The 22,983-nt window shown below is 73.5% G+C and carries 17 protein-coding genes, 1 tRNA gene, 1 pseudogene and 2 riboswitches; of the genes and pseudogenes, 4 read left to right on the top strand and 15 right to left on the bottom strand.

Going from position 1 to position 22,983, the window contains the following annotated elements:
* Positions 1-23: 23 nt before the first annotated feature.
* The 3 genes from EL245_RS10440 to EL245_RS10430 form a co-directional block, all read right to left on the bottom strand.
* Positions 24-1,358, bottom strand: a complete 1,335-nt coding sequence (locus tag EL245_RS10440) for a hypothetical protein (RefSeq protein WP_126383075.1) — start codon at positions 1,356-1,358, stop codon at positions 24-26.
* 109 nt (positions 1,359-1,467) lie between these two features.
* The gene (locus EL245_RS10435) at positions 1,468-2,190 is read right to left on the bottom strand and encodes a GNAT family N-acetyltransferase (RefSeq protein ID WP_232009725.1); all 723 of its coding nucleotides are present in this window, start codon (positions 2,188-2,190) and stop codon (positions 1,468-1,470) included.
* A gap of 4 nt (positions 2,191-2,194) precedes the next feature.
* Positions 2,195-3,406 (bottom strand): molybdopterin molybdotransferase MoeA, encoded by a 1,212-nt coding sequence (locus EL245_RS10430; protein WP_126383074.1) that lies wholly within the window; start codon positions 3,404-3,406, stop codon positions 2,195-2,197.
* A gap of 211 nt (positions 3,407-3,617) precedes the next feature.
* On the opposite strand from EL245_RS10430, the gene EL245_RS10425 reads away from it, so the two are divergent.
* Complete coding sequence (locus EL245_RS10425) at positions 3,618-4,268, top strand: 5-formyltetrahydrofolate cyclo-ligase (protein WP_126383073.1); 651 nt, start codon at positions 3,618-3,620, stop codon at positions 4,266-4,268.
* Positions 4,269-4,273: 5 nt separating this feature from the next.
* On the opposite strand, the pseudogene EL245_RS10420 reads toward EL245_RS10425, so the two are convergent.
* Positions 4,274-4,417 (bottom strand): annotated as a pseudogene (locus EL245_RS10420) (IS481 family transposase); the annotation flags it as partial.
* A gap of 61 nt (positions 4,418-4,478) precedes the next feature.
* Complete coding sequence (locus EL245_RS10415; RefSeq protein ID WP_126383072.1) at positions 4,479-5,216, bottom strand: alpha/beta fold hydrolase; 738 nt, start codon at positions 5,214-5,216, stop codon at positions 4,479-4,481.
* A 73-nt stretch (positions 5,217-5,289) separates the two neighbouring features.
* Here EL245_RS10415 and EL245_RS10410 point away from each other — a divergent pair, with 73 nt between their 5' ends.
* The 3 genes from EL245_RS10410 to mscL all read left to right on the top strand — a co-directional run bounded on the left by EL245_RS10410 (position 5,290) and on the right by mscL (position 7,359).
* On the top strand, positions 5,290-5,988 hold the full coding sequence (locus EL245_RS10410) for a helix-turn-helix transcriptional regulator (protein WP_126383071.1): 699 nt from the start codon (positions 5,290-5,292) through the stop codon (positions 5,986-5,988).
* A 180-nt stretch (positions 5,989-6,168) separates the two neighbouring features.
* A complete protein-coding gene (locus EL245_RS10405) occupies positions 6,169-6,876 on the top strand; it encodes an SAF domain-containing protein (RefSeq protein ID WP_126383070.1) in 708 nt (235 codons plus the stop codon).
* A 99-nt stretch (positions 6,877-6,975) separates the two neighbouring features.
* Positions 6,976-7,359, top strand: coding sequence for a large conductance mechanosensitive channel protein MscL (gene mscL / locus EL245_RS10400; RefSeq protein ID WP_126383069.1), 384 nt, complete (start codon positions 6,976-6,978; stop codon positions 7,357-7,359).
* A gap of 249 nt (positions 7,360-7,608) precedes the next feature.
* On the opposite strand, the gene EL245_RS10395 is transcribed toward mscL, so the two are convergent.
* The 10 genes from EL245_RS10395 to EL245_RS10350 all read right to left on the bottom strand — a co-directional run bounded on the left by EL245_RS10395 (position 7,609) and on the right by EL245_RS10350 (position 22,966).
* The gene (locus EL245_RS10395) at positions 7,609-7,797 is read right to left on the bottom strand and encodes a transcriptional regulator (RefSeq protein ID WP_126383068.1); all 189 of its coding nucleotides are present in this window, start codon (positions 7,795-7,797) and stop codon (positions 7,609-7,611) included.
* A 38-nt stretch (positions 7,798-7,835) separates the two neighbouring features.
* Positions 7,836-12,122 (bottom strand): DNA helicase, encoded by a 4,287-nt coding sequence (locus EL245_RS10390; protein WP_126383067.1) that lies wholly within the window; start codon positions 12,120-12,122, stop codon positions 7,836-7,838.
* Positions 12,123-12,323: 201 nt separating this feature from the next.
* A tRNA-Arg gene (locus EL245_RS10385) sits at positions 12,324-12,396 on the bottom strand.
* 82 nt (positions 12,397-12,478) lie between these two features.
* A complete protein-coding gene (locus tag EL245_RS10380) occupies positions 12,479-13,420 on the bottom strand; it encodes a universal stress protein (protein WP_126383066.1) in 942 nt (313 codons plus the stop codon).
* Positions 13,421-13,571: 151 nt separating this feature from the next.
* Entirely contained in the window at positions 13,572-14,381 is an 810-nt protein-coding gene (locus EL245_RS10375; RefSeq protein WP_126383065.1) for a C40 family peptidase, read from the bottom strand.
* 4 nt (positions 14,382-14,385) lie between these two features.
* Positions 14,386-14,548: riboswitch (cyclic di-AMP (ydaO/yuaA leader) on the bottom strand.
* A gap of 209 nt (positions 14,549-14,757) precedes the next feature.
* Positions 14,758-15,552, bottom strand: coding sequence for a C40 family peptidase (locus tag EL245_RS10370; protein ID WP_126383064.1), 795 nt, complete (start codon positions 15,550-15,552; stop codon positions 14,758-14,760).
* Positions 15,553-15,716: riboswitch (cyclic di-AMP (ydaO/yuaA leader) on the bottom strand. It abuts the gene before it with no gap.
* 193 nt (positions 15,717-15,909) lie between these two features.
* Positions 15,910-16,584, bottom strand: a complete 675-nt coding sequence (locus EL245_RS10365; protein ID WP_126383063.1) for a metal-dependent transcriptional regulator — start codon at positions 16,582-16,584, stop codon at positions 15,910-15,912.
* A gap of 166 nt (positions 16,585-16,750) precedes the next feature.
* Complete coding sequence (locus EL245_RS10360) at positions 16,751-17,740, bottom strand: WecB/TagA/CpsF family glycosyltransferase (protein ID WP_232009724.1); 990 nt, start codon at positions 17,738-17,740, stop codon at positions 16,751-16,753.
* On the bottom strand, positions 17,737-21,129 hold the full coding sequence (locus EL245_RS10355; RefSeq protein ID WP_126383062.1) for a fibrinogen-like YCDxxxxGGGW domain-containing protein: 3,393 nt from the start codon (positions 21,127-21,129) through the stop codon (positions 17,737-17,739). The genes EL245_RS10360 and EL245_RS10355 overlap by 4 nt, the downstream gene beginning before the upstream one ends.
* Positions 21,130-21,469: 340 nt before the next feature.
* Positions 21,470-22,966, bottom strand: coding sequence for an oligosaccharide flippase family protein (locus EL245_RS10350; protein WP_126383061.1), 1,497 nt, complete (start codon positions 22,964-22,966; stop codon positions 21,470-21,472).
* Positions 22,967-22,983: the final 17 nt, after the last annotated feature.

Here is a 22,983-nt window from a genome sequence, read left to right as displayed (position 1 = left end):
GTGAGCCGCGACACCGCCGCGTCTCACGCCCCCGCCGCCCGACGGCGCTCCAGCACCGCGTCAAGGTCGATCGGGTGGAAGACCGTCTCCTCCTGGCCGACCCCCTCGGTGGAGAAGGACCGCACGGCGGTCGGTCGCGCCGGCACCGGAGCGGAGTCGAAGGGAGCGTCCTCGGCGGGCTCGATAACCCGCCGCGGAGCCCGGGCGGACAGGGTGTAGGTCGGCGCCGGCACGTGCACCGGACGCCAGCCCTGCGGGGGCGTCGATGGCGAGGCCACCGTCGCCTCAGAGCGCGCGGCCCCCGTCCCCTCGGGCCGGGTGGATCCTGAGCCGGCCCCGCGCCGGCCCTGCGTCCGCTGCGCGGCCGCGGCCAGCGCCCGGACAGCACGCTCAACCTCGCCGAGCTCATCGAGCTCCTCGGCCGAGCGCGTCGAGGGCGCGCCCTCGACCGGGCCGGTCTCCGAGGCGGCCTCCGACCCGACTTCCCGGCCGGCGGCACGGGACGACTCGTCGGCACGCCCACCCCGGCCGCCGGCCGCAGGGGCCGCGACCTCAGGGGACTGCGCCGACCGCGCCGACTCCGCCGACTCCGCGGAGGGCGCCGACTGCGCCGAGGCCGTGCGCCCGGAGCCCACGGCGGCCCCGTCCGGCCGAGCCTGGGCCACGTCGTCGACCGCCTGAGCCCCGGTCCGCTCCTCATGCAGGGGACGGCTCCCCTGCGGGCCGACCGCCTGCGACCACGGCCGCGCCTCGGCGGAGGGCTCGCGCTGCCAGGGCTCGCGCAGCTCCCGGGGCTCGATGCCGGTCAGTGCCGACAGCTCGCGCTCGAGCTCGGCGATCCGACGGCGCTCGCGTCGGTCCGCCTCTGCGGAGGCCACGGCGGCGCGCCGGCCCGCCACCATCGAGCCGCCGAGCAGAGCCGTCGGGAGGAGGGCGGACCACCACGGGACGGTGGTGATCAGGACGAGGACGACCATGCCCAGGGTCACCCCGAGCAGGGTCATCGCCACGGCTCCCCGGTGGGAGGCTGCCACACGCCGACGCGCGCGCGCCTGCTCGTGGGCTCGGCGGGCGCGCAGCAGCTCGCGCTCGGCGCGCAGCGCACGCACGTTCCTCACGGCAGGCCGGTTCATGGCCTTCACCTCCGGTCGACGGCGGAAGATCATCACGTGCCCACTGCTCTCACAGGCCTCGTCGGCGGCGAGAGCCCCTCCTGTGGCCAGGACCCGCAGCCGGGCCGAATAGCGGTCCTCGGCGTTGGACAGGCTCATCACCTCACGACGCCCGACCAGGAAGGGCAGGAGGTACACGGTGAGAACCGCCGCAAGGGCCATCAGCGCCCAGATCTCGATTCCCACGCCGCAACCGTACGGGTGAGCCGCACCCTGTCTCCACAACGAACGCGGCGTGTTGAGACACTGGTAGCGACCTGGGAGAAAGGACTGAGTTCCCAGCCGCCCCAGTTGTTCACATTCGTTTCTTCAGCCCCAGGCGCATCACGAATCCCGATTCCTGCGCCGTCTCCTCGGCCACGACGGCGAAGGAGACATGGTCCGCCCACTGCCCGTCGATATGCATGTAGGACCGTCGCAGGCCCTCCTCGCGAAGGCCCAGCCGTCGGCACAGGGCCAGGCTGCGCGCGTTCTCCGGCCGGACACTGACCTCCACCCTGTGCAGCCCGACCTCAGGGCCCAGCAGGTGGTCGAGGACCATCGCCACGGCCAGGCTCATCACCCCACGCCCCTCCCAGGCCGAGCCGATCCAGTACCCCAGGCTCGCGCTGCACAGGGCTCCCCAGCTGATGGGCGCCACCGTCACCTGCCCCGCGAGCGCGCCGTCGGCCTCGACGACCAGGGCCATCGACTCGCCCCTGCGAGCCGCCCGACCCTGCTGGCGCACATAGGACCGGAAGCTGCGCAGTCCCTCGGCGGCCCCGGGAGGCAACGTCGCCTCCCACGGAGCGAGGCGGCAGTCCTCAGCCAGCCGCAGGCGGCGCCACGCGCCCTCGTCGCCGCGACGCACCGAGCGCACGGCCACCGTGTGCGCACCCAGGGCCAGCCCGCGCGACGCGGCATCCGTCTCCTCCAGGCGCAGCGGCCACTCGAAGCGGCGGCCCGGGCCCCAGGGCGCCGTGAGGGCCCGGCGGACCGACACGGCACCGGGCACGGCACCGGGCACGCGACCGGGCACAGGATCAGGCGTCCAGGAGAAGGCAGTGGAGGGTGTCCCCGGCCACGACCGTGCGCACGTCCTCGGGCACGACCGCGATCGCGTTGGCCTCGGCCAGCCCGAGCAGGCGGGTGGCGCCGGGCTCGGCCGTCGGCTCGGCGCTGTAGCCCCGCGCCGGTGAGCCCGACAGGCGCACCGGGACGAACTCGCGCTTGCCCGCCGGGGAGTGCCATCCCGAGGTGATCGCGGCGGGCAGGGAGGTTCTGTGGAGGTTCTGCCAGCCCGCGACCTGGCGCAGGACCGGGCGCACGAAGGTCTCGAAGGCGATCTGTGCGCTGACCGGGTCCCCGGGCAGGCAGAAGATCGGGGTCCCCTCGACCGTGCCCACCCCGAGCTGGCGCCCCGGGTGCATGGCCACGGCGTCGAATCGCACCGACCCCAGCGGCGCCAGGACGTCCTTGACCGTGTCTCCCTGTCCCACCGACAGCCCGCCGGTGGTGATGAGGACGTCGGCCCTCACGAGCTGGTCCTCGATGGTCTCAGCCAGGGCCCGCAGCTCGTCGGAGACGGCGGCGACACGGAAGGCCTGCCCGCCCGCGTCGGTCACGGCTGTGGCCAGGGCGTGCCCGTTGGCGTCGAAGACGTCGCCTGCGTCACGGGCCTGTCCGGGCTCGACCAGCTCGTTGCCGATCGAGACGATGACGACCCTCGGGGCGGGGTGGACGCGCACCCGGTTGCGCCCGATCCCCGCCAGGAGGGCGACCTGTCGGGCCGAGACGCGGGTGCCCTGGGGCATGACCGTCATGCCGGCCGACACGTCCTCGGCCCGGGTGCGCACGTTGCCGCCCTTGAGGACGGGCTCGCGCACGACCACCCGGTTCTCGCCGCGGTCGGTCGAGGTCCACGGGACGACGGCGTCGGCCCCCAGGGGCAGCGGGGCGCCGGAGTCGATGAGGATGGCGGACCCGGGCACGAGCCGGGTGGGTCGCATGTCGCCGGCGCGCACCGCGTCGATGACCTCGAGGACCACCGGCTCGCCCGCGCTGGCGCCCGCGACGTCGACGGCGCTCACCGCGTAGCCGTCGAGCCCCGCCAGGTCGACCACCGGCAGGTCGAGGCCCGCGACGACGTCCTCAGCCAGGACGCAGCCGACGGCGTCGGGCAGCATGACGTCCAGGGGCGCTGCGGCCTGGGCGATCTCGAGGCAGGCCGCAAGGTGCTCGGCGACGGTGCGCATGGGGTTCCTCCCTGTCTCACCCGGTGCTCCCGCCCGGCGTGTGGCGACCAGGCTACCTGCCAGCCCGGCCGGGAGGGTGGAGCCAGGACCCGCGGCCCGTCGTCCCGGCCGGACGCAGCGGTGGCGACGGGGAGGACGACCCATCTCTCCGAGCTCCCTGACCGGGCCAAAGGCCCTTCCGAGGAGGTGGGGACCTGGGAGGATGTCCCCTATGAGCTCCGACCCTGTCCGCCGCCCCGCCGCACAGGAGATCGATGACGCGAAGGACGATCTGCGGCGGGCCGTGCGGCGCCGCCGCAGGCACAACCACCCCCATCCGGCCACGGGGCACAACGCCGCGTGCCGCGCCCTGACCGAGCACGCCCTCGAGGCGGTCGCGGGCGCCCGGTCGGTCGCGGCCTACGTCTCCGTGGGCAACGAGCCCTGCACCCGTCTGCTTCTCGAGGCTCTTGACGAGCGTGGCGTCGCGGTGCTCCTGCCCGTGCTCGGCCCGCAGCTGTCCCGCTCCTGGGCCTACTTCAGGGGCTCTGAGGACCTTGCCGAGCGGGCGCCCGGGCGTCCCCCCGAGCCCAGCGGGCCGACGATGGACCAGGGGGCCGTCGCCGAGGTCGACGCGCTTATCGTGCCGGCCCTGAGCGTCGACGGCGCGGGACGCCGGCTCGGGCAGGGCGGGGGCTGGTACGACCGCATGCTCCCGCTGCGCCGCGAGGGAGTCGTCGCCTTCGCGGCGATCCACCCCGAGGAGCTCGTCGCGGGGCCGCTGCCCACCGAGGCGCACGACGAGCCGGTCGACGCCGTCATCTCCTCCCAGGCCTGGTTCCTGCTCCGCGGGTCGCCGGCCGCCTCCCTCACCCTGGGGTAGACGTCCTGACCGGAGACCTTGGTCAACCGTGAGGCGGGCGGCTGGTTCCCGCAGGCCGCGTGGGGTCGGTGCTCGTTGTCGCAGTGGAGCCCACCGTCGAGCTCGCCGCGGCGCTCCGTCTCGGAGGTGGAGCGGCGGGCGTTGGGCCATTCGACCGCCCGGACCGGGACAGCTGCAGCGGTGAGGGCGGTCTCGTCGTGGGAGACGAGGTCACTGTGTCGCGCCGGCGGCCGTCCAGATGGCCTCGGCGAGCTCGTGCGGTCGGCTCCACATGGGCCAGTGGCCGGTCGGGAGGTCCATGACCGTAAGGTCGGACAGGTCTGCCACGGCGCTGAACATCGGGTGCCCTGCTGCGGCCAGCTCGAGAACCTGGGCACTGGAGATCGAGCAGCAGATCATGGTGGTCGGTACGTCATGGCGGGCGTCGTTGAACAGCTCGACGCGCGTGCGAGCCACTCTCGCGGGCTCGGGAACCGCCCTGGCGCGCAACCGTTCACGGTGCTCATCGCTGAGACCCTCCAGGCTCGCCTCCTGGCCCAGCGTGTCGAAGTCGGGAAGCGGCAGCTCCGCCACCTCCTCGGGCAGATCCGGTGCGACAGCACTTCCATCGCTCACCGGGCCGGAGTCGACCCAAATGACTCGCCCGATCAGCTCCGGGTGCCTGTCGACAGCGAGGGTCACCGGCCCGTTCGCGCCGCTGTGACCCACCAGGACGACGTCTGCGCCCAGCTCCTCCACAGCGGCTGAGACGGCCTCGGCCTGGTCGTCGAGGGTCCGGGTCGTGCGCTGGGGGTCCTGCGGGTCGAGGCCGGGCAGTGTCAACGCGGTGACGTGGGCGCCGGCGGACTCCAGGTGCTCGGCCACCTCGTCCCAGGCCCAGGCTCCGAGCCAGTAGCCCGGAACGAGGAGGATGTGTGGGCGCCGCGCAGGTCGTGGTGTCGAAGTCATGGGGCCATGCTCGCGCCGGATACGGACAACGGGATGACACTATTTCTGTCATGTACTCACGGTGGAACCTGCCATGAGGCGAGCAGAGCGCCTCCACGCGTTGTCCGAGGCCCTCCGACGCAGCGGTCACCGCGGGCGCACCGCCGCGCAGCTGGCGCAGGAGCTCGAGGTCTCCGTGCGGACCATCAAGCGCGACCTGGCGGCCCTCGAGGCCTCCGGCCTTCCGCTCTGGTCGCGTCCGGGGCCCGGCGGCGGGTACGGGATGCTCAACAGCGGGACGCTGCCGCCCGTCACCCTGACCGACGCCCAAGCCCTCTCTCTCCTCGCCGCAGTGGCGGCCGCCCCCGATGCCCCCTACTCCGACCTCGCCGCCGCTGCTGTCGGCAAGATCATGGACGTCCTGGACCCCGGCACTCGGGCACGTGTCGACCAGCTGGCCACTCGCGTGTGGGTCAACCGGGCGCCGGGGTCACTGCGATCCACCCGATCTGCGTGCGAGCAGGCGATGGTCGAGCAACGCGTCCTGCGCATCGAGTACGTCGACGCCCACGGCGTGGCCAGCACCCGCGACGTGGAGCCGATCCTGTTCGCCAACACCCACGGCACCTGGTACCTCGTCGGCTGGTGCCGGTTACGTGAGGCCGTCCGCTGGTTCACGATCCACAGGATCCAGCGCGCCAGCGTCACCCGCGAGGAGTGCACGGGGCACACCGTCGACGAGATCGGCACACCCCCCGCCACGGCCACGAGTGTCCGGCCGATGGGCCGATGACCGATCAATCAACCTGTCCGGTCAGTACAGCTCGACGGCCCGGGCCTCGGCGCCGGCCGCAGGACCCGGGCGCCCGCCGGTACGACGAGGTGCTCCACAGGAAGCCTTCGTGCAGGGCCTGTCCACAGGGCTCGAGGGGTCCGGGAGCGCCGGTGGGCGGACCGGGCCGAGCCTGGAGCCATGACACGCACGACACGCACAACGCGCACGATCCAGGCGCCGGAGGCCGGCCCGGTGCCGGCCGGGCCGCCCCGGCGCCCCTCCCTCATCCTGTGGCGCCACCGCCACCTCGTCGTCGCCGCCTGCGTCGGGGCATCCGTCGTCACGGGACTGGCCGTCCTGCGCCCCCAGGCCCCGGAGGGCAGGGAGGTGCTCGTCGTGGCCCGGCCGGTCTCGGCCGGTGCGGTCCTCAGCGAGCACGACCTGGAGACCCGGCGCGTTCCCGTGTCCGCGCTGCCGCAGGGGGATCTTCCGGGCCAGGAGGTCGTCGGCACGCGGGCGGCCATCGCCCTGGAGGAGGGGACCGTGCTCACCGCCTCGATGACGAGCGCCGCTCTGACCGTGGGCCTGTCCCCCACCGAGCGCCTCGTCCAGGTCCCGGTCGACGTCGGTGCCGAGCTCGCTCAGCCCGGGGCCCGGGTCGACCTCATCGCCCAGTCCGGCGCGACGGGCACCTGGGGCCCTGGGGCGGGGGACCCCGCTGAGGCAGTCGTGTGCGCCGGCGCCAGGGTGGTGCTCGTCCAGGTCGACGACGAGGAGGGCACCTGGACGATGAGCGCACCCGGGACAAAGGTCACACTTGTCACGCTTGCCGTGCCGGCGGCGCACGCTACGCTTGTGGTTGGTGCGGCCACGAACGGGGCTCTCGGGATCGTCCTGAGCCCATGAGCCCACGGCGCCCGACCTCCCGGACGAGCAGGTCTCCGGGTTATTCTCTTCCCACAACGAGGCAGATCCCTGCTCTCGCCCCCTAGGAAAGGCAGTCCCATGATCAAGGGATTCAAGGAGTTCATCGCGCAGGGCAACGCCCTGGAGCTGGCCGTCGCCGTCATCATCGGTGCGGCCTTCAAGCCGATCGTCGACTCGATCACGAAGGTGATCCTCGACATCGTCGGCCAGATCGTCGGCTCCCCGAACTTCGACTCCATCGGCCAGTTCCGCATCAAGGAGACGGCCGACTACATCCAGCCCGGCACGATCCTCACCGCGGCCATCAACTTCCTCCTCGTGGCCCTGGCCGTCTACTTCTGCATCGTGCTGCCGATGAACAAGCTGCGCGAGCGCACGAAGAAGGCCGAGGCCGAGGCCCCCGCCGAGCCCACCGACGTCGAGCTCCTCACCGAGATCCGCGACCTGCTCGCCAAGAACTGACCGGCACGGGCCCCGGCCCGGACCGCGACACAGGCGCCCGCCGACCACTGGTCGGCGGGCGTCGTCGTACCCGGCCTGCCTGAGCAGGTGCCGAGCAGGCGCCGAGCAGGCGCCGGCCCCTGCGCCAGCGCGCGCCAGCACCGCGGTCCCTCCGGGCGCGGGGGGCACGGGCCACGACTCACGAGACCGGGGCCCGGTGTCAACGACCGAGCCCCGGTCTCACTGACCGGCCCCCGTGGGATCAATCATCTAGGCCCAGTGCGGGGGGACCTCCCGCAGGAGACGCTCGTCGTTGGAGGGTCCCTCGGGACCGGTGTCCTCGGTGTCCCCCAGCCTGCCCGCCAGCGCGTCACGGGACCTGCGGCGCTCATCGAGCTCGGCGGACTCAGGGGGCTCGCCCCGGGCGAGGCGCTCCAGGTCCTGAGGGGAATAGGCCACGGTCCGGCGGCGGCCCCCCGGGCCGGTGCGAGGGCGGGTCATCGGGTCCGGCGCACGGCGTTGGCCAGCACCGCGTCGATCCCCGCCCCGCGGCGGTGGAGCACGAGGGTCGTGCGCAGCTCCTCGACCTCCTCCTCGGCGCTGCGCTCGACCCCGTCAGTGCGGATCCACGCGACGAGCTCGTCGAGCTGGTCGTCGGAGTAGGCCTGGAGCGGAAGGCCCTGGGCGATCGGCGGACGCGGCGCGCGCTCAGGCCCGGCGGCGGGCAGCGAGGCCCGGGGGGCGGGCTCGGGGGCGCTCACCGCCTCGATTCGTGCGGGACGCGGGGCGGCCTGCGGGGCGGCGGCCTGCGCCCTGGCGGTGAGCACCGCCAGCACGAGCTCCTCGATCTGGCGGGCCTCGGCCTCGGGGTCGACGAAGACCCCGGCGGAGTAGGCCGTGTGCACGCGCCAGCCCCGGCGCTGGAGCCGCTCGACCCAGTGGCGGTCGCGGCGGCGCAGGCTCTGCTCGGCGACGTACTGCGCGTCGTCGGTGAGCACGGCGACGAGCAGCTCCCCCGGGCAGTCGGGGTGGCCGATGGCCAGCGGGATCCGTGGCCCGCCCTCGTGCCCGTAGCGCGGGACGACGACCAGGCCGCGGCGCCACAGGTGCTCGGCGAGGTCGACGAGCAGCCTGTCGGGGACCGACTCGTCATGGGCCTCGGGCGTCCACGGGTCGCCCCCCGAGGCGCGGAGGAGCACCTCGTGCAGCAGGCGGGCCCCGGGTGCGCGCAGGCGCTCGGGGTCGATGTCCTGGGGGCCGAGGCAGGACACGATGTGGGTGCGCCCCCGGGAGGTGGCCAGGGCCTCGACGAGGCCGACCATGCCCCCCTCCTCGGAGACCGCACCGAAGCTGTGGATCGTGCGACCGTGAGGGGTCTTGGCGTAGCCCACCGAGATGATGACGTGGTCGCGGCGCAGGGAGCGCGCGTCGGCGAGGTCGACCACGACGAAGGGCTCGGTGACGCCGGCGGCGAAGAAGTCCTCGAGAGCCGGGGACCCGGCCACGGCGGTGGCGACGGCCCGGCGGATCTCGTCGGCGTGCCGGGTGTTGAGGGCGATGACGCCCAAGGACTCCTCGGGACGGCTCAGGGCGTGGTCGATGACGAGGTCGACGACCCGGTCGACCTCGGCGGGCACCGACTCGACGGCCGCCTGCCCTGGTGCGGGCATCCCGCGCCCGTCGATGACCTCGAGGCTCATGCGGGTCTCCCCCGGAGGGGTGGGGATCGGCTCGACGACCCCCTCGTAGCCGTTGGCGGCGAGGAAGGCGGCGATGTGCGGGTCGAGGTTGTTGCGCCCCGTGGGCAGGGTGACGCGCGGCAGCAGGGGGCCGAGCTCGGCGGCCAGGCCGTGGTGGGCTCGGCGCGGGTCGCCCACGACGAGCACCTGCTCGGCACGCACGAAGGCCGGCAGGACCTGGGCGACCGGCATGTGCCCGCTGGCGTCCAGGACCGCCAGGTCGACCACCGCCTCGGGGGCCAGCACCTGCGGCACGAGCGTGGGGGGAACGATCCACACCGGCTTGGCGACGAGGGCCACGGGATGGGCGGCGATGATCTCGCGCAGGGGCACCCCGTCCTCCCTGCTCAGGGCGATGTAGAGCGAGCGGGCCTGGTCCTTGTCCTTCTGGACGGCTGTGCGCACCCGGCGCGCGCAGGCCTGGGAGACCGGCCCGGGCAGTGAGTCGGACTGGGCGGCGTCGAGGTCGCGCAGGGAGGCCGACAGCTCGGACAGGGCCGCCGCGTCCAGTCCCCCCATGTCAGCGTCCTGCCTGAGGACCTGTGCCAGGAGGGAGGACCACCAGCAGTAGGTGAGCTCGTCGTCGATCTGGTCGGGGGCGATGCGCCGTCGGGCCAGGTCCTCGACAAGCGCCTCCAGGCCCAGGTCTGCCAGCTCGTCCATGACGCGGTTGACCTCGGGGAGGTTCTGGGCCGTCTCGTCGTCGTCGGCCAGGGCCCGGGCGAGCTCGAGGAGCTCGGGCAGGGGCATCGTCGCCAGGTCGGGGGCGTTGTCGGCCCGGCCCAGGACAGGCTGCAGCTCGGCGACCGCGCTGCGGGCACGTGCGGCGGTGCGCTCCATGGCGTCAAGTCCCTGGGGCAGGCGCGGCCATCCGCCGTCGGGGTCGAAGCGGCGCCACACCTCGCGGTGGCGCTGCACCTTGACGAGCTCGCCGTGCAGGTCGGCGACCTCCCGGCCCGGGCGCACGAGGTCCTTGGCCTGCTTGACGAAGCGGCGTCGGGTCGAGGCGCCCATCTCGACGCCGCGCTCCTCACGCCACCGCTTCGTGGCGGTGGCGATGACCATGTCGGCTGCCGAGCGCTCGAAGACCTCGGGGACGAAGACGTCGAGGGAGTCGCGCACGCCGTCGAGCATCTCGAGCTGGACGCACCAGTCCTCGAGCGTGACGGCCCGGGTGATGCCCGTGGAGGCGGTGACCTCGTCGGCGTGCGCCTCGATCGTGGGCAGCAGCTCGTCGGCCAGGCGCACGAGGCGGGCGATCGTGTCGGTGGCCTCGTCGATGTCGGTGACCGTGATGCCCTTCCAGGCCGAGGCGCCGGCCTCGGGGGTGAGCAGCCCCAGACGGTGGGCCCGGTGGAGCAGCTCGGCCGCCCGCTGCCGGCCGGCGTCGTCGAGGCGCTCGAGGCGACCGGGCTCGACCCGGGCTGAGGTGCGTGCCCGTACCCGGCCGGAGGTGAGGTCCGCCAGCTCCTGGAGGGCGTCGTAGGCCGAGACCCCCCACGGCTGACGGGGCTCGTGGAGCGCCGAGATGTACCGGGCCAGGCGCGTGCGCACCGAGACGAGGAGCTCGCGCATGTCGACGATGGCCGTGACGTCGAGGTCGACGGGGGTGGCTCCCAGCGCCTCCTTGATCCCCTCGGCGGCGTGACGGCGCCAGGCGGCGTCCTCGGTCAGGTCGAGGACCATGCTCCCCAGCCCCAGCTCCTCGAGGGCCTCGGCCACGGCGTGCCCGTCGGCGCTCGTGGCGGGCACGTGCAGGACGGTTCGTCCCGAGGCGGCTGCGTCCGCGGCGATCGCCGCCAGGGTGGCGGCGACATCCGACCCGGGGGGCGCGTCGAGCAGGAAGGAGGCGCCCGAGCCGACCGCCTCGATCGCGTCGAGCTGGGCGGGGTCGAGGTCGCCCGCTCCTCGCTCGAGCTCGGGGGACCGGTCCTGTCCCACGGGGGCGGGCAGGGTGACGTCGAGTGCGGCGCGGGCCGTCGGGTCACCCGCCAGGGCGGCGACGAGCGCCGAGGCACGCGCCCGCTCGGCGGTGGCGTCGAAGTCCTCGACGAGGGCCTGGCCGGGGTGGACGAAGGCGCCGACGACGAGCTGCTCGTGCATCTCGAAACCGGGCAGGTACTCCCGGCCCAGGGCCGCGATCCTGGCCAGCGCCGCCCGGGGGGTGAACCCCTGGTCCGTCAGGGAGGCCCGTGCCAGGGCCTCGACGTCGGCGGTCGACCCGTAGGTGCGCAGCGCCCGGGTGAGCACGGGGTTGACCTCGATGGACGGGTCGAGGGTCAAGGTCGCGTCGGTGCTCGCGCTCGACAGCCGAACAGGGCGCAGAAGCACCGGGGCGTTGACGGATCGCACGACCCCGGGCGCGGCCGGCGGCACGGAGATGGGAAGGAGACGGGCGCCGGCCCCCATCGGGGCCAGGCCCGGCGCCTGCTGCTCGGCGCCCTCCTCCCCGGGCTCACCGGGTGCCACGGGCGCCCCGGCGTCCTCAGCCAGCTCGAGCGGCCCCTGGGCGGGCACCGGCTCGGTGACCGCGGCAGGCTCGCCGAGCCGACCGGGGTCGTTCGAGGGGGTCTGCTCGGTCCAGGTCGCCACCCCGATGGCCAGGTAGACCGGTGCGACCCCGAACTGGCGGGCGAGCAGGTCGGTGCGGCCCGCCACCGCGCGCAGGCCCAGGCGCGCCGTGCTCAGTGCCGAGCGCTCCCTGACCAGGGAGCTGAGGTGGGTGGGGCGCCCCGCGTAGAGCTGGGCGAGACCCGAGGGGTGGGCGGCGGTGAGGTCGACGACGCCGTCGATGTGGGTGAAGGCGTCGAGGCTGGCCACGCCCCCCAGGTCGGCCAGCTCCTCGCGCCAGGTCTCCAGGGCGGCGTCGACGCGGGCGCTGCGCTCGGCGTCGGGCACCGGGACCCCGTCGCTGTCGAGGGCGGGGACCTCGACCTCCTCAACAGGCGGGGCCGGCTCGCTGGGCGCGGCGACGCCACCGGTCTCCTTCGGCGACGGGCCTGCCTTGCGTCGGCTGCGGCCGAATGAGAACAGTGATGGCGTCATACACCCCAACATAACGGCCCCGACGCGCGTCATGGCGCCGACACACGCACCTGGTGGCCTGCGGCGAACAGGCGGGGCCGTCCGGCCGCCCACGGGGGCCTCGGTCCGCGGACCGGGTGCCTGACCGGGCAGCTGGCCGGGCCCCGAAGACGACGGCGCCGGGTTCCGGACCCGTGGTCCGGCACCCGGCACGCGGGGCGGTGCCCCCGAGACGATTCGAACGTCCGACACCCGCTTTAGGAGAGCGGTGCTCTATCCACTGAGCTACGAGGGCCTGGGCAGCACCCTATCGCACTGCCCGCCCCGACCGGCAAACCGCGGCTCTGCCGGGCCCGGTCAGGGCCTGCCGGGCCCGGTCAGGCCCGGCCCCAGGGGGTGGCGATGTTGCGCGAGGAGCGGCGCTTGTCGTCCTTGTGCCGGGAGGGGACGACCATGACCGGGCACGAGGCGTGGGAGAGCACGCCCTGGCTGGTCGATCCCAGGAGCAGCCCGGTGAACCCGCCGCGGCCCCGGGAGCCGACGACGACGAGGTCGACGGCGGTGGAGAACTCGGCCATGAGCTCGGCGGCGTTTCCGTCCAGTGCGTGGCGTCGCACGACGACCCCCGAGTGACCCTCGAGTGCCTGGGACACGGTGCGGTCCAGGCCCGAGCGGACGTCAGCCAAGACCTGCTCACGGTCGACCGCCGCGGGAAGCCACGCCAGGGCCCCGGCGCCCGAGGCCATCGGCACCGCGGCGATGGCCGTCAGCTCCGCGCCCCAGACCTCGGCCTCGCTCACGGCCCACTGGAGGGCCTTGTGCGCCGACTCCGAGCCGTCCACTCCCACGACGATCCGCTTGACCGGGGTGTAGGCGGCTCCCTCGGTGTGACGCGGCACGACGACGGTCGGGCAGCGGCCGTGGGCCGGCAGCGCCGAGGACACGGTGCCCAGGAGCCGGTCGGCGAAGCCGCCACCTCCCCGGGTGCCGACGACCGTCATCGTCGCGGCGTCGGACAGGTCGACGAGGACACCCGCGGGGTCGCCGGTCTCCAAGGAGCTCGTCACCGTGACGTCCCTGCCCTGGGCGCGACCGACCGCCTCGTTGACCACCGCCTCCGCGCCCGCACGGATCGCGGAGTCGTCCAGTGCCGCGTACCCGCCGTCGAGGGAGGCGGTCGTGAAGGACGGGAGGGAGTAGGCGCACAGGACGTGGACCCGCGAGCCGTCCTGTGCGGCACGGTCCACCGCCCAGTCCACAGCCCCGAGGGACTCCGGTGATCCGTCCACTCCGACGAGGATGACCTTGTCTTCCGCCATGGTTCAGGCCCCTTTCTCTGGGCGTCGGGTCTCCCTAGGACAATATTGTGCCCTGCACACCGATGTGTTCCAAACCACGTCGCGGGGTGACGACTCAGGGGCGGCCGCCTCACGGCGACCGCCCCTGGAAGGTCGGGTCCTCCTGCGGGTCTCAGCCGACCCGGATGTAGCCGATCGGGTTGCCCCAGATCTGACGGTAGACGACGCCCGTCGAGGTCGTGCCGGCGTCGATCATCATGCCGTTGCCGGCGTAGATGCCCACGTGGTAGCCGTAGTAGACGATGTCCCCCGGCTGGGCCTCGGCGGCGGACACCATCGTCCCGGCCGAGCCCTGGGCGTAGGAGGTGCGCGGCAGGGAGATCCCCGCCTGGGCGTACACGTACTGGACGAGCCCGGAGCAGTCGAAGGCGTTGGGGCCGGTGGCGCCCGAGACGTAGGGCCGACCCACGTACTGCATGGCGATGGAGACGATGGACGAGCCGCTGGCGGCCGGGGCGGGTGCCGAGGCGGCGGCGGAGGTGGTCGTCGTCGAGGCCTGCGTCGTGTCGTCGGCGACCGCCTCCTCAGCGGTGGCCTCATCCTGCGCGGCCTCGGCGGTCTCGGTGGTCGCCTCGGTGGTGGTCTCCGGCTCGACGACGACCGGGGCCTGGACGGTGACCTCACCGGCGTCGGCGAGGTCGGCCGGGACGGTGACGTCGGAGGCGACCGTGACGGCCGCGTTGGTCGTGATGGCGGCGCGGGCGTCAGCGGCCAGCGCGCCGGTGCCGGCGGCCTCAAGGGAACCCGCGGATGCGGCGACCTCGGTGCTGTTGGCCGCCGAGGCGCCCGAGGCGATCATGGTCAGGGCCAGACCGGAGGAGGCAGCGACGGCGAGGCCGCGGCGCGCCGCAGGCGCAGCGCTCGTCAGCGGGGTCACAGGTCGGGACGCCTTGCGGTGACGAGCCTTGGTGGTAGTAGTCATGGCGTGATCTCTCCTGAGTGGCCGACGAGGTGAGCTGTCGGGTTCGGGCTGGAGACGCCCGGCCCGCATCATGCGGGCTTCACCCCGAGGTCTTCCGGGTCCCCCCGGAGGACCGAGCGTGGTTCCCCCGTTCCTGCCGCTGGTTCGGGAATCGCCCGGGCCGTGCGGCAGGACTGAGCCCCGGCCCGAACACCATGGGGACTCCTCCCCACGACGGACCCGACGCTACCCGATCGGTGACAAGCGCGTCACGATGAGATGCCACGCAACCCTGTGATGAAGCACACTTTCGAGGGATCCGCATCCTCCTGGAGGACGAAAGACCGCCCCTCTCGACACTGAGGGAGGCGGTCTTCGCACGGCGCGCCGGAGCGCGTCAGAAGCGCAGGTAGGTCCCGCCGGAGCGCACCGGCATGTAGCGCACGCCCACGGCCTCGCTCTCGGCCGAGACCATCATGCCGTCGCCCATGTAGATGGCCACGTGACCGGGCCACCAGATGACGTCGCCGGGCTGGGCCTCGGAGGCCGAGATCGCCGTCCCGGCGCTGCGGATGGCACCCGAGGAGTGCGGCAGGGAGTAGCCGAATGCGGCATAGACGTAGGACACGAGGCCCGAGCAGTCGAAGGCGGTGGGGCCGCCGGCGCCGTAGACGTAGGCGGAGCCGACGTAGTTCATCGCCAGGCCGGCGATGGAGGAGGCCGAGCTGTTGGCGGCGGCGGAGGCGGTGGTCGCCTCGGTCGTGTCCTCGGCGACCTCGGTCGCCTCGGAGGTGTCCGCGGCGGTCTCCTCGGTGGCGGTCGTCGTCTCGACCGCCTCCTCGACGACGGGCTCGGGCTCCTCGATGACGGGGGCCACGGCGGTGACCTCGCCGCCCTCGACGACGTCGGCCTGGTGCTGGGCGTCGGCGCTGGTCGTGATCGCGGCGTTGGTGACCACGGCCTCGCGGGCGTCGGTGGCCAGAGTGCCGACACCGCTCTCACCGAGTGCGCCGGCGGACTCCCCGACCTGGGTGCTCTCGCCCGCGGCGGAAGCGCCCGAGGCGATCATCGTGAGGGCCAGACCAGAGGAGGCGGCGACGACCAGGCCACGGCGTGCGGCGGGTCCGGCGTTCGACAGGGGGGTCAGCGGACGGGCGGCCTTGCGGTGGCGGGCCTTGACACGAGTAGTCAATGGAATCTCCTGGTGAGCCGACGGAGTTAGCTGTCGGGTTCGGGCGGGAGACGCCCGGCCCGCGTGCTGCGGGCTTCACCCCGAGGTCCGCCGCACCGCCTCGGCGGTGCCACGAACCGGAGAAGTGGTTCCCCCGGACCTGTCGATAAGAGCTCTGGCGGGACAGGCGCGCACCGACAGGTTTTGGCTCTGCGTGCCTCTCCACGACCGACGTCGTCGATCGCAGGCGACACACTAGCGGACTCCACCGGCCCTCGCGCAACGGGTTGGACGAGAAGCTCGTGTGGCATGAGGCACGCCAGGCCCGGATCGGCGTCATCGTGCCGTCCCGGGCCTGTGATCCTCGTCGTGCCGGCGCTAGTCGCGCAGCACGAAGAGATGGCGGGCGAGGTCGGCGGGCAGGACGACCGGGTCCCCGTCGGGCCCGACGAGACGCACGCCCCCCGCACACGGACGCAGCGAGACGGTCACGCCCGCCCGGATGCCGGCGTCCTCGAGCTCGGCCAGGAGCCCGGGGTCGGCCTGGATCGGCTCCCCGACCCGGGTGACGGCGGCCTCCCCCTGCCCCTCGCGCACCCGGCGCTCGAGGCTCGCCTCACCGGGGTCGGGCTCGGGACGCACCGCACCCCGGGCGGGGATGGCGTTGCCGAAGGGGTCCCGGCTGACGTCGGACAGGATCGAGGCGAGCCGGTCCTCGACCTGCTCGCTCATGACGTGCTCCCAGCGACAGGCCTCGTCGTGGACGAGCCGGCGGTCGAGCCCGACGACGTCGAGGAGGAGCCTTTCGGCAAGCCTGTGCTTGCGGATGACCTCCGTGGCGCGGCGACGACCGAGCTCGGTCAGCTCCAGGGAGCGGTCGTCGGCGACCCTGATGAGGCCGTCGCGCTCCATGCGCGCCACCGTCTGCGAGACCGTCGGGCCCGAGTGGTCGAGGCGCTCGACGATGCGCGCGCGCAGCGGAAGCACGCCGTCCTCCTCCATCTCGTAGACGGTCTTGAGGTACATCTCCGTGGTGTCGATGAGCTCGCTCATGCTCCGGGTCTCCTGGGGTCTCGACGTCACAGGCCTCCCGCGCCGATGCGCAGGCCCACGTCGGCCCCGCCCGGTCCCGCGCGGACCGTTCCCACGATAACCCGCCGGGCGGGTCGCCCGGCTCTCCCCGCGGGAGCCCCGCCACGGGACGGGGCCTGTCGGGCGCTCAGCGCCCGCGCAGGTCGAAGCCGATGGTCGTGCACCGGCCGCCCAGCGAGTCCAGGCGGCGCACGATGCTCGGGAACCCCGCGAGGAAGCGGACCGCGTCGACGGTGTAGCGGCCCAGGAGCCTGCGCGGCTCGTGGGCGATCCTCCAGGCCCAGCCCAGCCGCATCCGGTGGACCCAGTCGGGGAAGTACTGCTCAGAGGCGGCGAGCTGGTCGATCCATCCCCCCGCCGTGCAGATCGCGGCCCGCGGCAGCACCTCGTGGAGCTCGACGGCCACCTCGTCCTGCAGGCCCGCTCCCAAGCCGAGGACGACGAGCTCGGGGGCGAAGTCGACCAGGCAGGAGGGGTCGGCCCGCAGCGCAGCGAGGTCCTCGAAGCCGTCGATGGCCACGACCGTCGTGGAGGACAGGCGCTGGGCGGCGGCCTGGGCCACGCCGGGCCGGCCCCCGATGAGGGCGACGCGGGCGCCGGGTCCCAGGACCTGGGACAGGACGGTGGGCAGCACGAGGTCGGCCGAGGTCCTGGCCAGGCGCCGGCCCGAGACGGCCAGCGCGAGCTGGAGGAGGGTGCCGTCGACGCCCACGACGTCGAGGCGCTCGAGCGAGCGCCAGTCGGCGTGCTGGACCGACCAGTGGTTGAGCCAGGTCGTCACCGTGCCCGGGCAGGCCACGGAGCGCGCCATCGCCACGAGGGGGTCACGGGCGGTCTCGGTCGCGACCGTCCGGCCCGCCTCCTGCCCGACCGGGAGGGCCTCGGGCTCCTGGGTCGGCTCGGCGGGCTCCGGGAAGGCCTCGGGGGCACGGGGCGGCTCAGCGGGCCCCTCCGCCCGTCGCGCGGGACGGCGCAGGACCGCCGCGGGGACCTTCCGCAGGCGCCCGGTGCAGCGGGCGGACCGCGAGGACGAGGGGACCGGGGACGAGGGGGACGAGGGGGAGGTCTGGGGGACGGTGGTTCCTGGGCCCGGGACGGGCAGGGCGATCGAGGTCATGGTTCCAACCACGCATTCATGTCAAAGGAGAGGTTCGGGGAGGAGCGGTAGTTGAGGTGGGTCTCGACGGCGATCCGGTTGACACCGTCGACGAGCGTCTCGGCGGGGACCTGGACGACCAGCGGGGAGGCCGTGGCCGCCTTGGTGCTCGCCGCCGCGGTCGCGAAGGTCGTGTGGGTGACCTCGCCGTCAGGCACGCGCTCACGCCCGACCTCCGTGCCGTTGACCCGGACGACCACCCCGTCGTCCGCCGGCACCGAGATCGTGAGCACGGAGTCCTCGTCGACGTCGCCCAGGTCGACCTCACGCACGAAGTAGGCCGTCCTGGCCCGCTGGGCCACGGGGACGTCGAGGGTGGTGGCCGCCCCGCTGAAGCCCCACCCGATCGGCGCCGCGCCACTGGCCCAGCCGCTCACGTCGGCGGTGGAGGCCCACAGCGGGTCGGGGGCGTCGGTCTCGTAGCGGTAGGACCACTGGGAGCCGGCGGGGACGACCTCGCGCCTCGAGCCCTCGTCGCCTGAGCCGTCCTGGGAGGCCGACGGGGCGGCCGCCTCGGAGCGGGTCAGGGTGGCCGAGAAGGACAGGGTCGGGCTCGAGCGGTAGTTGAGGTGGGTCTCGACCGCCACGACGTTCTCCCCCGCCACGAGCACCGAGCTGGGCAGGGTGACGACGGTCGGTGCGGCCTGGGCGGCCCCCGTGGTGACCGCGGCCTCCGCCCGCGTCTCGGCGGTCACGGCGCCCTGACCCATGCGGGTGCGGGACACCTCGACCCCGTTGACGTAGACGACGGCGCCGTCGTCGGCCACGTAGCCCAGCTCCACCGACGGCGAGCGCGCCGGGTCCTCCACGGTGAAGGTGTGGCGGAACCAGGCCGTCACCGGCCGGGAGGTCCCCGGAGGCGTCAGCTGGGTCGTCACCGAGGACGAGCCGTAGCCGACGGGCGTCTGCCCGGTCGACCAGGAGGAGTCGTCGAAGCCCGTCGAGCTCCACCCCGCCTCGGGGGCGCCCTCGTTGTAGGAGTAGGCCCACCGGGCTCCGGTGTCGATGAGCACCGGCGAGCTGGGGTCGGTCTGGCCCGCGGCCGGCGGGATGTGCACCGGGGTCGAGGCCGAGCGGTTCCCGGAGGCGTCGACCGCCCGGACGAAGAAGCGGTCCTCCCCGCCCCGGGGCACCTGCGCGCCGGCGGTCTGGGAGGTCGCCACGACCCGGTCGTCACGCAGGACCTCGTAGGAGACGGCGTCCTCGACACCGGTCCAGGCCAGGGTGACCGAGGCCTCCTCCGACAGCGTCGTGCGCAGGCCCTGCGGTGCGGCCGGCGCCTGGCGGTCCTGGGCGGGGTAGCGCACCCAGCCCCCGTTCCACTGGGAGCGGGTCTGGGAGGTGCGCGAGCCGGTGAAGTCCCCACCGACCCACAGGGCGCCGTCGTCGGCCAGGAACAGGGACCAGGCGCCGGCGTTGTTCGAGCGCAGCATGTAGGGAGAGAACTCGCCGAGCTGGCGGCCGGTCCGCGCGTCCCAGGCGCCGACCCACTGGATCTTGTCGGCGCGGGTCCACGTGCTGCCCAGGACGGGCCAGGAGTAGGCGTCCTGGTAGGTCGCCACGCCGCAGTGGCAGCCGGCGTAGACGACGTCCCCGTTCGTGGCGATCGCCTGGAAGTCCCCGCCGACGTCCTTGGTCACCGAGCCCGACACGCGCTCGAAGCTCTCGCGGTTGAAGCCCATGAGGGCGTGCTCCGAGCCGCCCGCGAAGAGGAGGGAGCCGGTGTCGGCCACCGCCTGCTGGTAGTTCGAGCGCTCGGTGGACGAGCCCACGAAGGACCAGCCCAAGGGAGCCGCCCCCGCCTCGGTCGACAGGGCCGTGGCCTTGGAGGCGGGCCTGCCCGCCGAGGTCGTGAAGTAGCCCGCGGCGTAGAAGCGCGATCCATCGGCGCTGGCGTCGACGTCGACCACCGAGCCGTTGAACTCGGGGTTCCAGCTGCGGTCGGGCGTGCCGTCCACGGACACCCGGGCGCCGGCGCGGGCGTAGACCGCTGCCGTGCCGGGGGTGCTCAGGTGGGTGAAGGCGCCCCCGAGGTAGACCTGGTCCCCTGAGACCACGATCGACTTGACGCTGACCACGCCCGAGGACAGGCGGTTGTCGACCTGGAGCGTCCACGACGGGTCGGTCTGCCCCGTGGCGGGGTCGAGCACGACGGTGCCCACGTGCCTCTCGCCGTTGACGACCGTGAAGTCGCCGCCGACCAGGAGCCGGTCGCCGGGAAGGACCGCCAGCGCCTTGACCTGCCCGTCGAAGGTCGCCGCGAAGGCCTCGACGTGCTCGCCGGTGGTCGAGTTGAAGGCGGCCAGCGCGGTGCGCGGCACGACGGTGCCGTTGGCGCCCCGGCGCACCTCGGTGAAGTTCCCGCCGACGAAGACCGTTGAGCCGACCTGGGCGAAGGCCTGGACCGGCGCGTTGCCCTCAGCGGTCCTGCCGTTGAGGTTGCCCGCCACCCCCCAGCTGGTCGAGGAGGCGTAGTTGGACACGACGCCGGTTCCCGTGACCTCACCGGTCCCGGAGTCGGCGATGCGGGTGAAGTCGAGCTCGGAGGAGCGCAGCATGGGGCGCAGGTAGAGCTCGGCGTAGGGGAAGGGGGCGGCTCCGGTGGAGCTCCACAGGAAGGAGGAGGCGGCGGTCGAGCCGCCGCGGGCCGACGGGCCGTAGCCGAAGCCGACGCGGTACCCGCGCGCCTTGGTGACGGTCATGTCCATCTGGTTCCACGCGGTGTCCGCACCGAACCTCGCGGCCAGGGTGGCGCTGCCTGCGCTGAGCCACTGACCACCGTCGATCCGGTAGCCGGAGACGGGGTACTCCGTGCCCAGCGCCCACGACCACGTGCTCATCGTGCCCAGACGGATGTCGAAGGCCTGGAACTGGGTCCCCGCGTCGTCCTTGGAGCGCAGGACGCGCAGCCCGTCGTCGAGCCCGGACACGGGGGTGCCTCCCAGGAGCCCGTCGATGACGCGGGTGTCGAGCTGGACGACGTCGAAGGCGGCTGCGCTCCGGTCACGCGTGAGCAGGGCCGCAGCGTCTCCCCTGCCCTGGGGGTAGCGGTCCCAGCCGTCGCGGCCGCGACCGATGAGGACCCAGCCCCCGCCGTCGGTCGTCTGGTCGCAGTAGAACTGCTGCGGAGCGCTCATCTGGGGCGTGACCAGCCAGTACGCGCCGTCCTTGCTGCCGGGGTCGTCCTGCTTGATCTCCCAGCAGGACGCTGCCGCCGTGGCCTGCGTCAGGCCGTCGCGCACGACGGCGGTCGGTGTGCCCTGGTCCCCGTCCTCAGCGCTCGCCGTTCCGGCGGGCGCGGCCACCGCGCAGGCCAGCACGACGACAGCGCTCAGAAACGGGGCTGCCACATCGCGCCAACGCCTCATGGTTCACATCCCTCATTGTCCGTGCCGCCCCCCGCGCACCGGTTGATGCGCTGGCAAGGCGGATGCGTAACGAGTTTATGGCAAACATTCAGGAAGAAGAAACACCCTCGTCATCGCCTTGCCAGGCGAGCCGAGGGTGCTTCCAGGTCTCTTTTGCGTCACAATGGGGAGGTGATTCGCTGAGATGATCACGACACGGAAACGAAATACCTCTCTGGGTCACGAAACGGATACGCGGCGGTCGCGTCACGATATGGGCACAGAATCGTCACGGCCCTCACGGCCCCCTCTGTCGTCACTGCTCTCACTGCTCTCACTGCCCTCACGGCCGGCGCCGCACCGCGGCAGCCAGCCCGTCGAGCCTGAGGGGCCCGCGCAGGGCGGCGCAGGCGCTCAGGTAGGCGACCGCGCTCACGGCGCAGGCCACCGCCAGGGCGGTGGCGCTGCGCCCCATGACCAGGACGGTCACGAGCGAGGGCGCACCGACCGTGCCCAGGACGACACCGAGGGGGACGAGCGCGTCGCGGGCGCGCACCCGGACACCCAGGAGCCTGTCCACCTCGACCACGGCCAGGAGGGCGTCGACGGTCATGCACACCGTCCAGGTCAGTGCCGCGCCCACGATGCCCAGCCTCGGCAGGAGCACGACATTGCCGACGACGTTGAGGACGAGGACGACCGCCTTGTTGAACGCGGCCCAGCCGCTGCGGCCGCTCATGAGAAGCAGGGAGTGGATGTTGCCGGCCAGGAAGGTGATCGCGACACCGGCGGCGAGCACGGTCAGGGCCCATCCCCCCGAGGAGAACTCCGGGCCGAGCAGCCCCAGGAAGACCGGGGCGAAACAGCCCAGGAGGACGTAGACCGGTGTTCCCACGAGGACCAGCCAGGTGGTCGCCGTCGCGTGCAGGTCCCGGAGGCGGTCCTCCTGGCGAGTGTGCAGGAGGGCGGAGAACTGGGGTGAGACGACGACGCGCAGCGCCGCGTCGACGAGCAGGCCCGCCTGGATGAACCGGCTCGCACCGCCGTAGACCCCGGCCGCGGCGTCCCCGGCCAGCAGGCCCACGAGCAGGACGTCGAGCCAGACCAGCGCCTGCTCGAGCCCGGCGGACAGGGTCCGGGGCAGCGTGTAGGCCAGGACGCGACGGGTCAGCGCCCTGTCGGGCAGGCCCCGGGCGGGCGCGCCGTCCTCGAGCGCACCGAGGTGGGCGCTGATGAGCACGGCCGATGCGGCCAGCACGACGACGAGGGGCAGTGCCCAGGCCGCGCTCACCGCCACCACCGAGCCGGTGGCGGCCGCGGCGACGGCCACGACCGGGGGCCGCATGACCGGCAGGGCGACGTTGGACACGAGCACGTACTGCCTGACCCCGCCCAGGGCGCGCAGCACGGCCGAGGCGATGACCGACAGGGCGCCGACCGGGACGAAGAGCACGACCGCGCGCACGGAGTCCAGGGTCCTCGCCCCGTCGTCCTTCCACACCCACGGGGCGAGGACCTCGAGGACGATGACGAGCAGGACCCCTGCCGCCAGGCTCATGAGCGTCATGAGCCGCAGGAGCGGGCGCAGCGCGCGGGGGTCGTCGAGGCGCACCCGGGGCACGAGGTAGATGGCGGTGGAGTCCAGCCCGAGCTTGGCGAAGGCCATGACGACGGCGAACACACCCGTGGCCTGGAAGACCACGCCCGCCCCCTGGGTGCCGAGCATGCGCGAGAAGACGACCGTGAGCACGAAGCCCAGAGCGGCGCTCGTCGCTGAGCCGACGAAGCTGAGGGCGCCGCCGCGCGCCAGTGCCCTGCGCTGCGCGGTACTGTCTGTCACTGAGTTCCCCTCCCCTC

This window comes from Actinomyces howellii (genome assembly GCF_900637165.1).
Lineage (GTDB): Bacteria > Actinomycetota > Actinomycetes > Actinomycetales > Actinomycetaceae > Actinomyces > Actinomyces howellii.
Note: the sequence above shows the minus strand (reverse complement) of the source record. Positions and strands in the feature narration are given on the sequence as shown.

What these genes read in the sequence shown, in the direction of transcription:
- EL245_RS10410 (WP_126383071.1), top strand. Translation starts at nt 5,290, where the DNA reads ATGAGGCGAGCAGAGCGCCTCCACGCGTTGTCCGAGGCCCTCCGACGC.
- EL245_RS10380 (WP_126383066.1), bottom strand. Translation starts at nt 13,420, where the DNA reads ATGGCGGAAGACAAGGTCATCCTCGTCGGAGTGGACGGATCACCGGAG.
- EL245_RS10375 (WP_126383065.1), bottom strand. Translation starts at nt 14,381, where the DNA reads ATGACTACTACCACCAAGGCTCGTCACCGCAAGGCGTCCCGACCTGTG.
- EL245_RS10415 (WP_126383072.1), bottom strand. Translation starts at nt 5,216, where the DNA reads ATGACTTCGACACCACGACCTGCGCGGCGCCCACACATCCTCCTCGTT.
- EL245_RS10405 (WP_126383070.1), top strand. Translation starts at nt 6,169, where the DNA reads ATGACACGCACGACACGCACAACGCGCACGATCCAGGCGCCGGAGGCC.
- EL245_RS10430 (WP_126383074.1), bottom strand. Translation starts at nt 3,406, where the DNA reads ATGCGCACCGTCGCCGAGCACCTTGCGGCCTGCCTCGAGATCGCCCAG.
- mscL (WP_126383069.1), top strand. Translation starts at nt 6,976, where the DNA reads ATGATCAAGGGATTCAAGGAGTTCATCGCGCAGGGCAACGCCCTGGAG.
- EL245_RS10365 (WP_126383063.1), bottom strand. Translation starts at nt 16,584, where the DNA reads ATGAGCGAGCTCATCGACACCACGGAGATGTACCTCAAGACCGTCTAC.
- EL245_RS10360 (WP_232009724.1), bottom strand. Translation starts at nt 17,740, where the DNA reads ATGACCTCGATCGCCCTGCCCGTCCCGGGCCCAGGAACCACCGTCCCC.
- EL245_RS10425 (WP_126383073.1), top strand. Translation starts at nt 3,618, where the DNA reads ATGAGCTCCGACCCTGTCCGCCGCCCCGCCGCACAGGAGATCGATGAC.
- EL245_RS10390 (WP_126383067.1), bottom strand. Translation starts at nt 12,122, where the DNA reads ATGACGCCATCACTGTTCTCATTCGGCCGCAGCCGACGCAAGGCAGGC.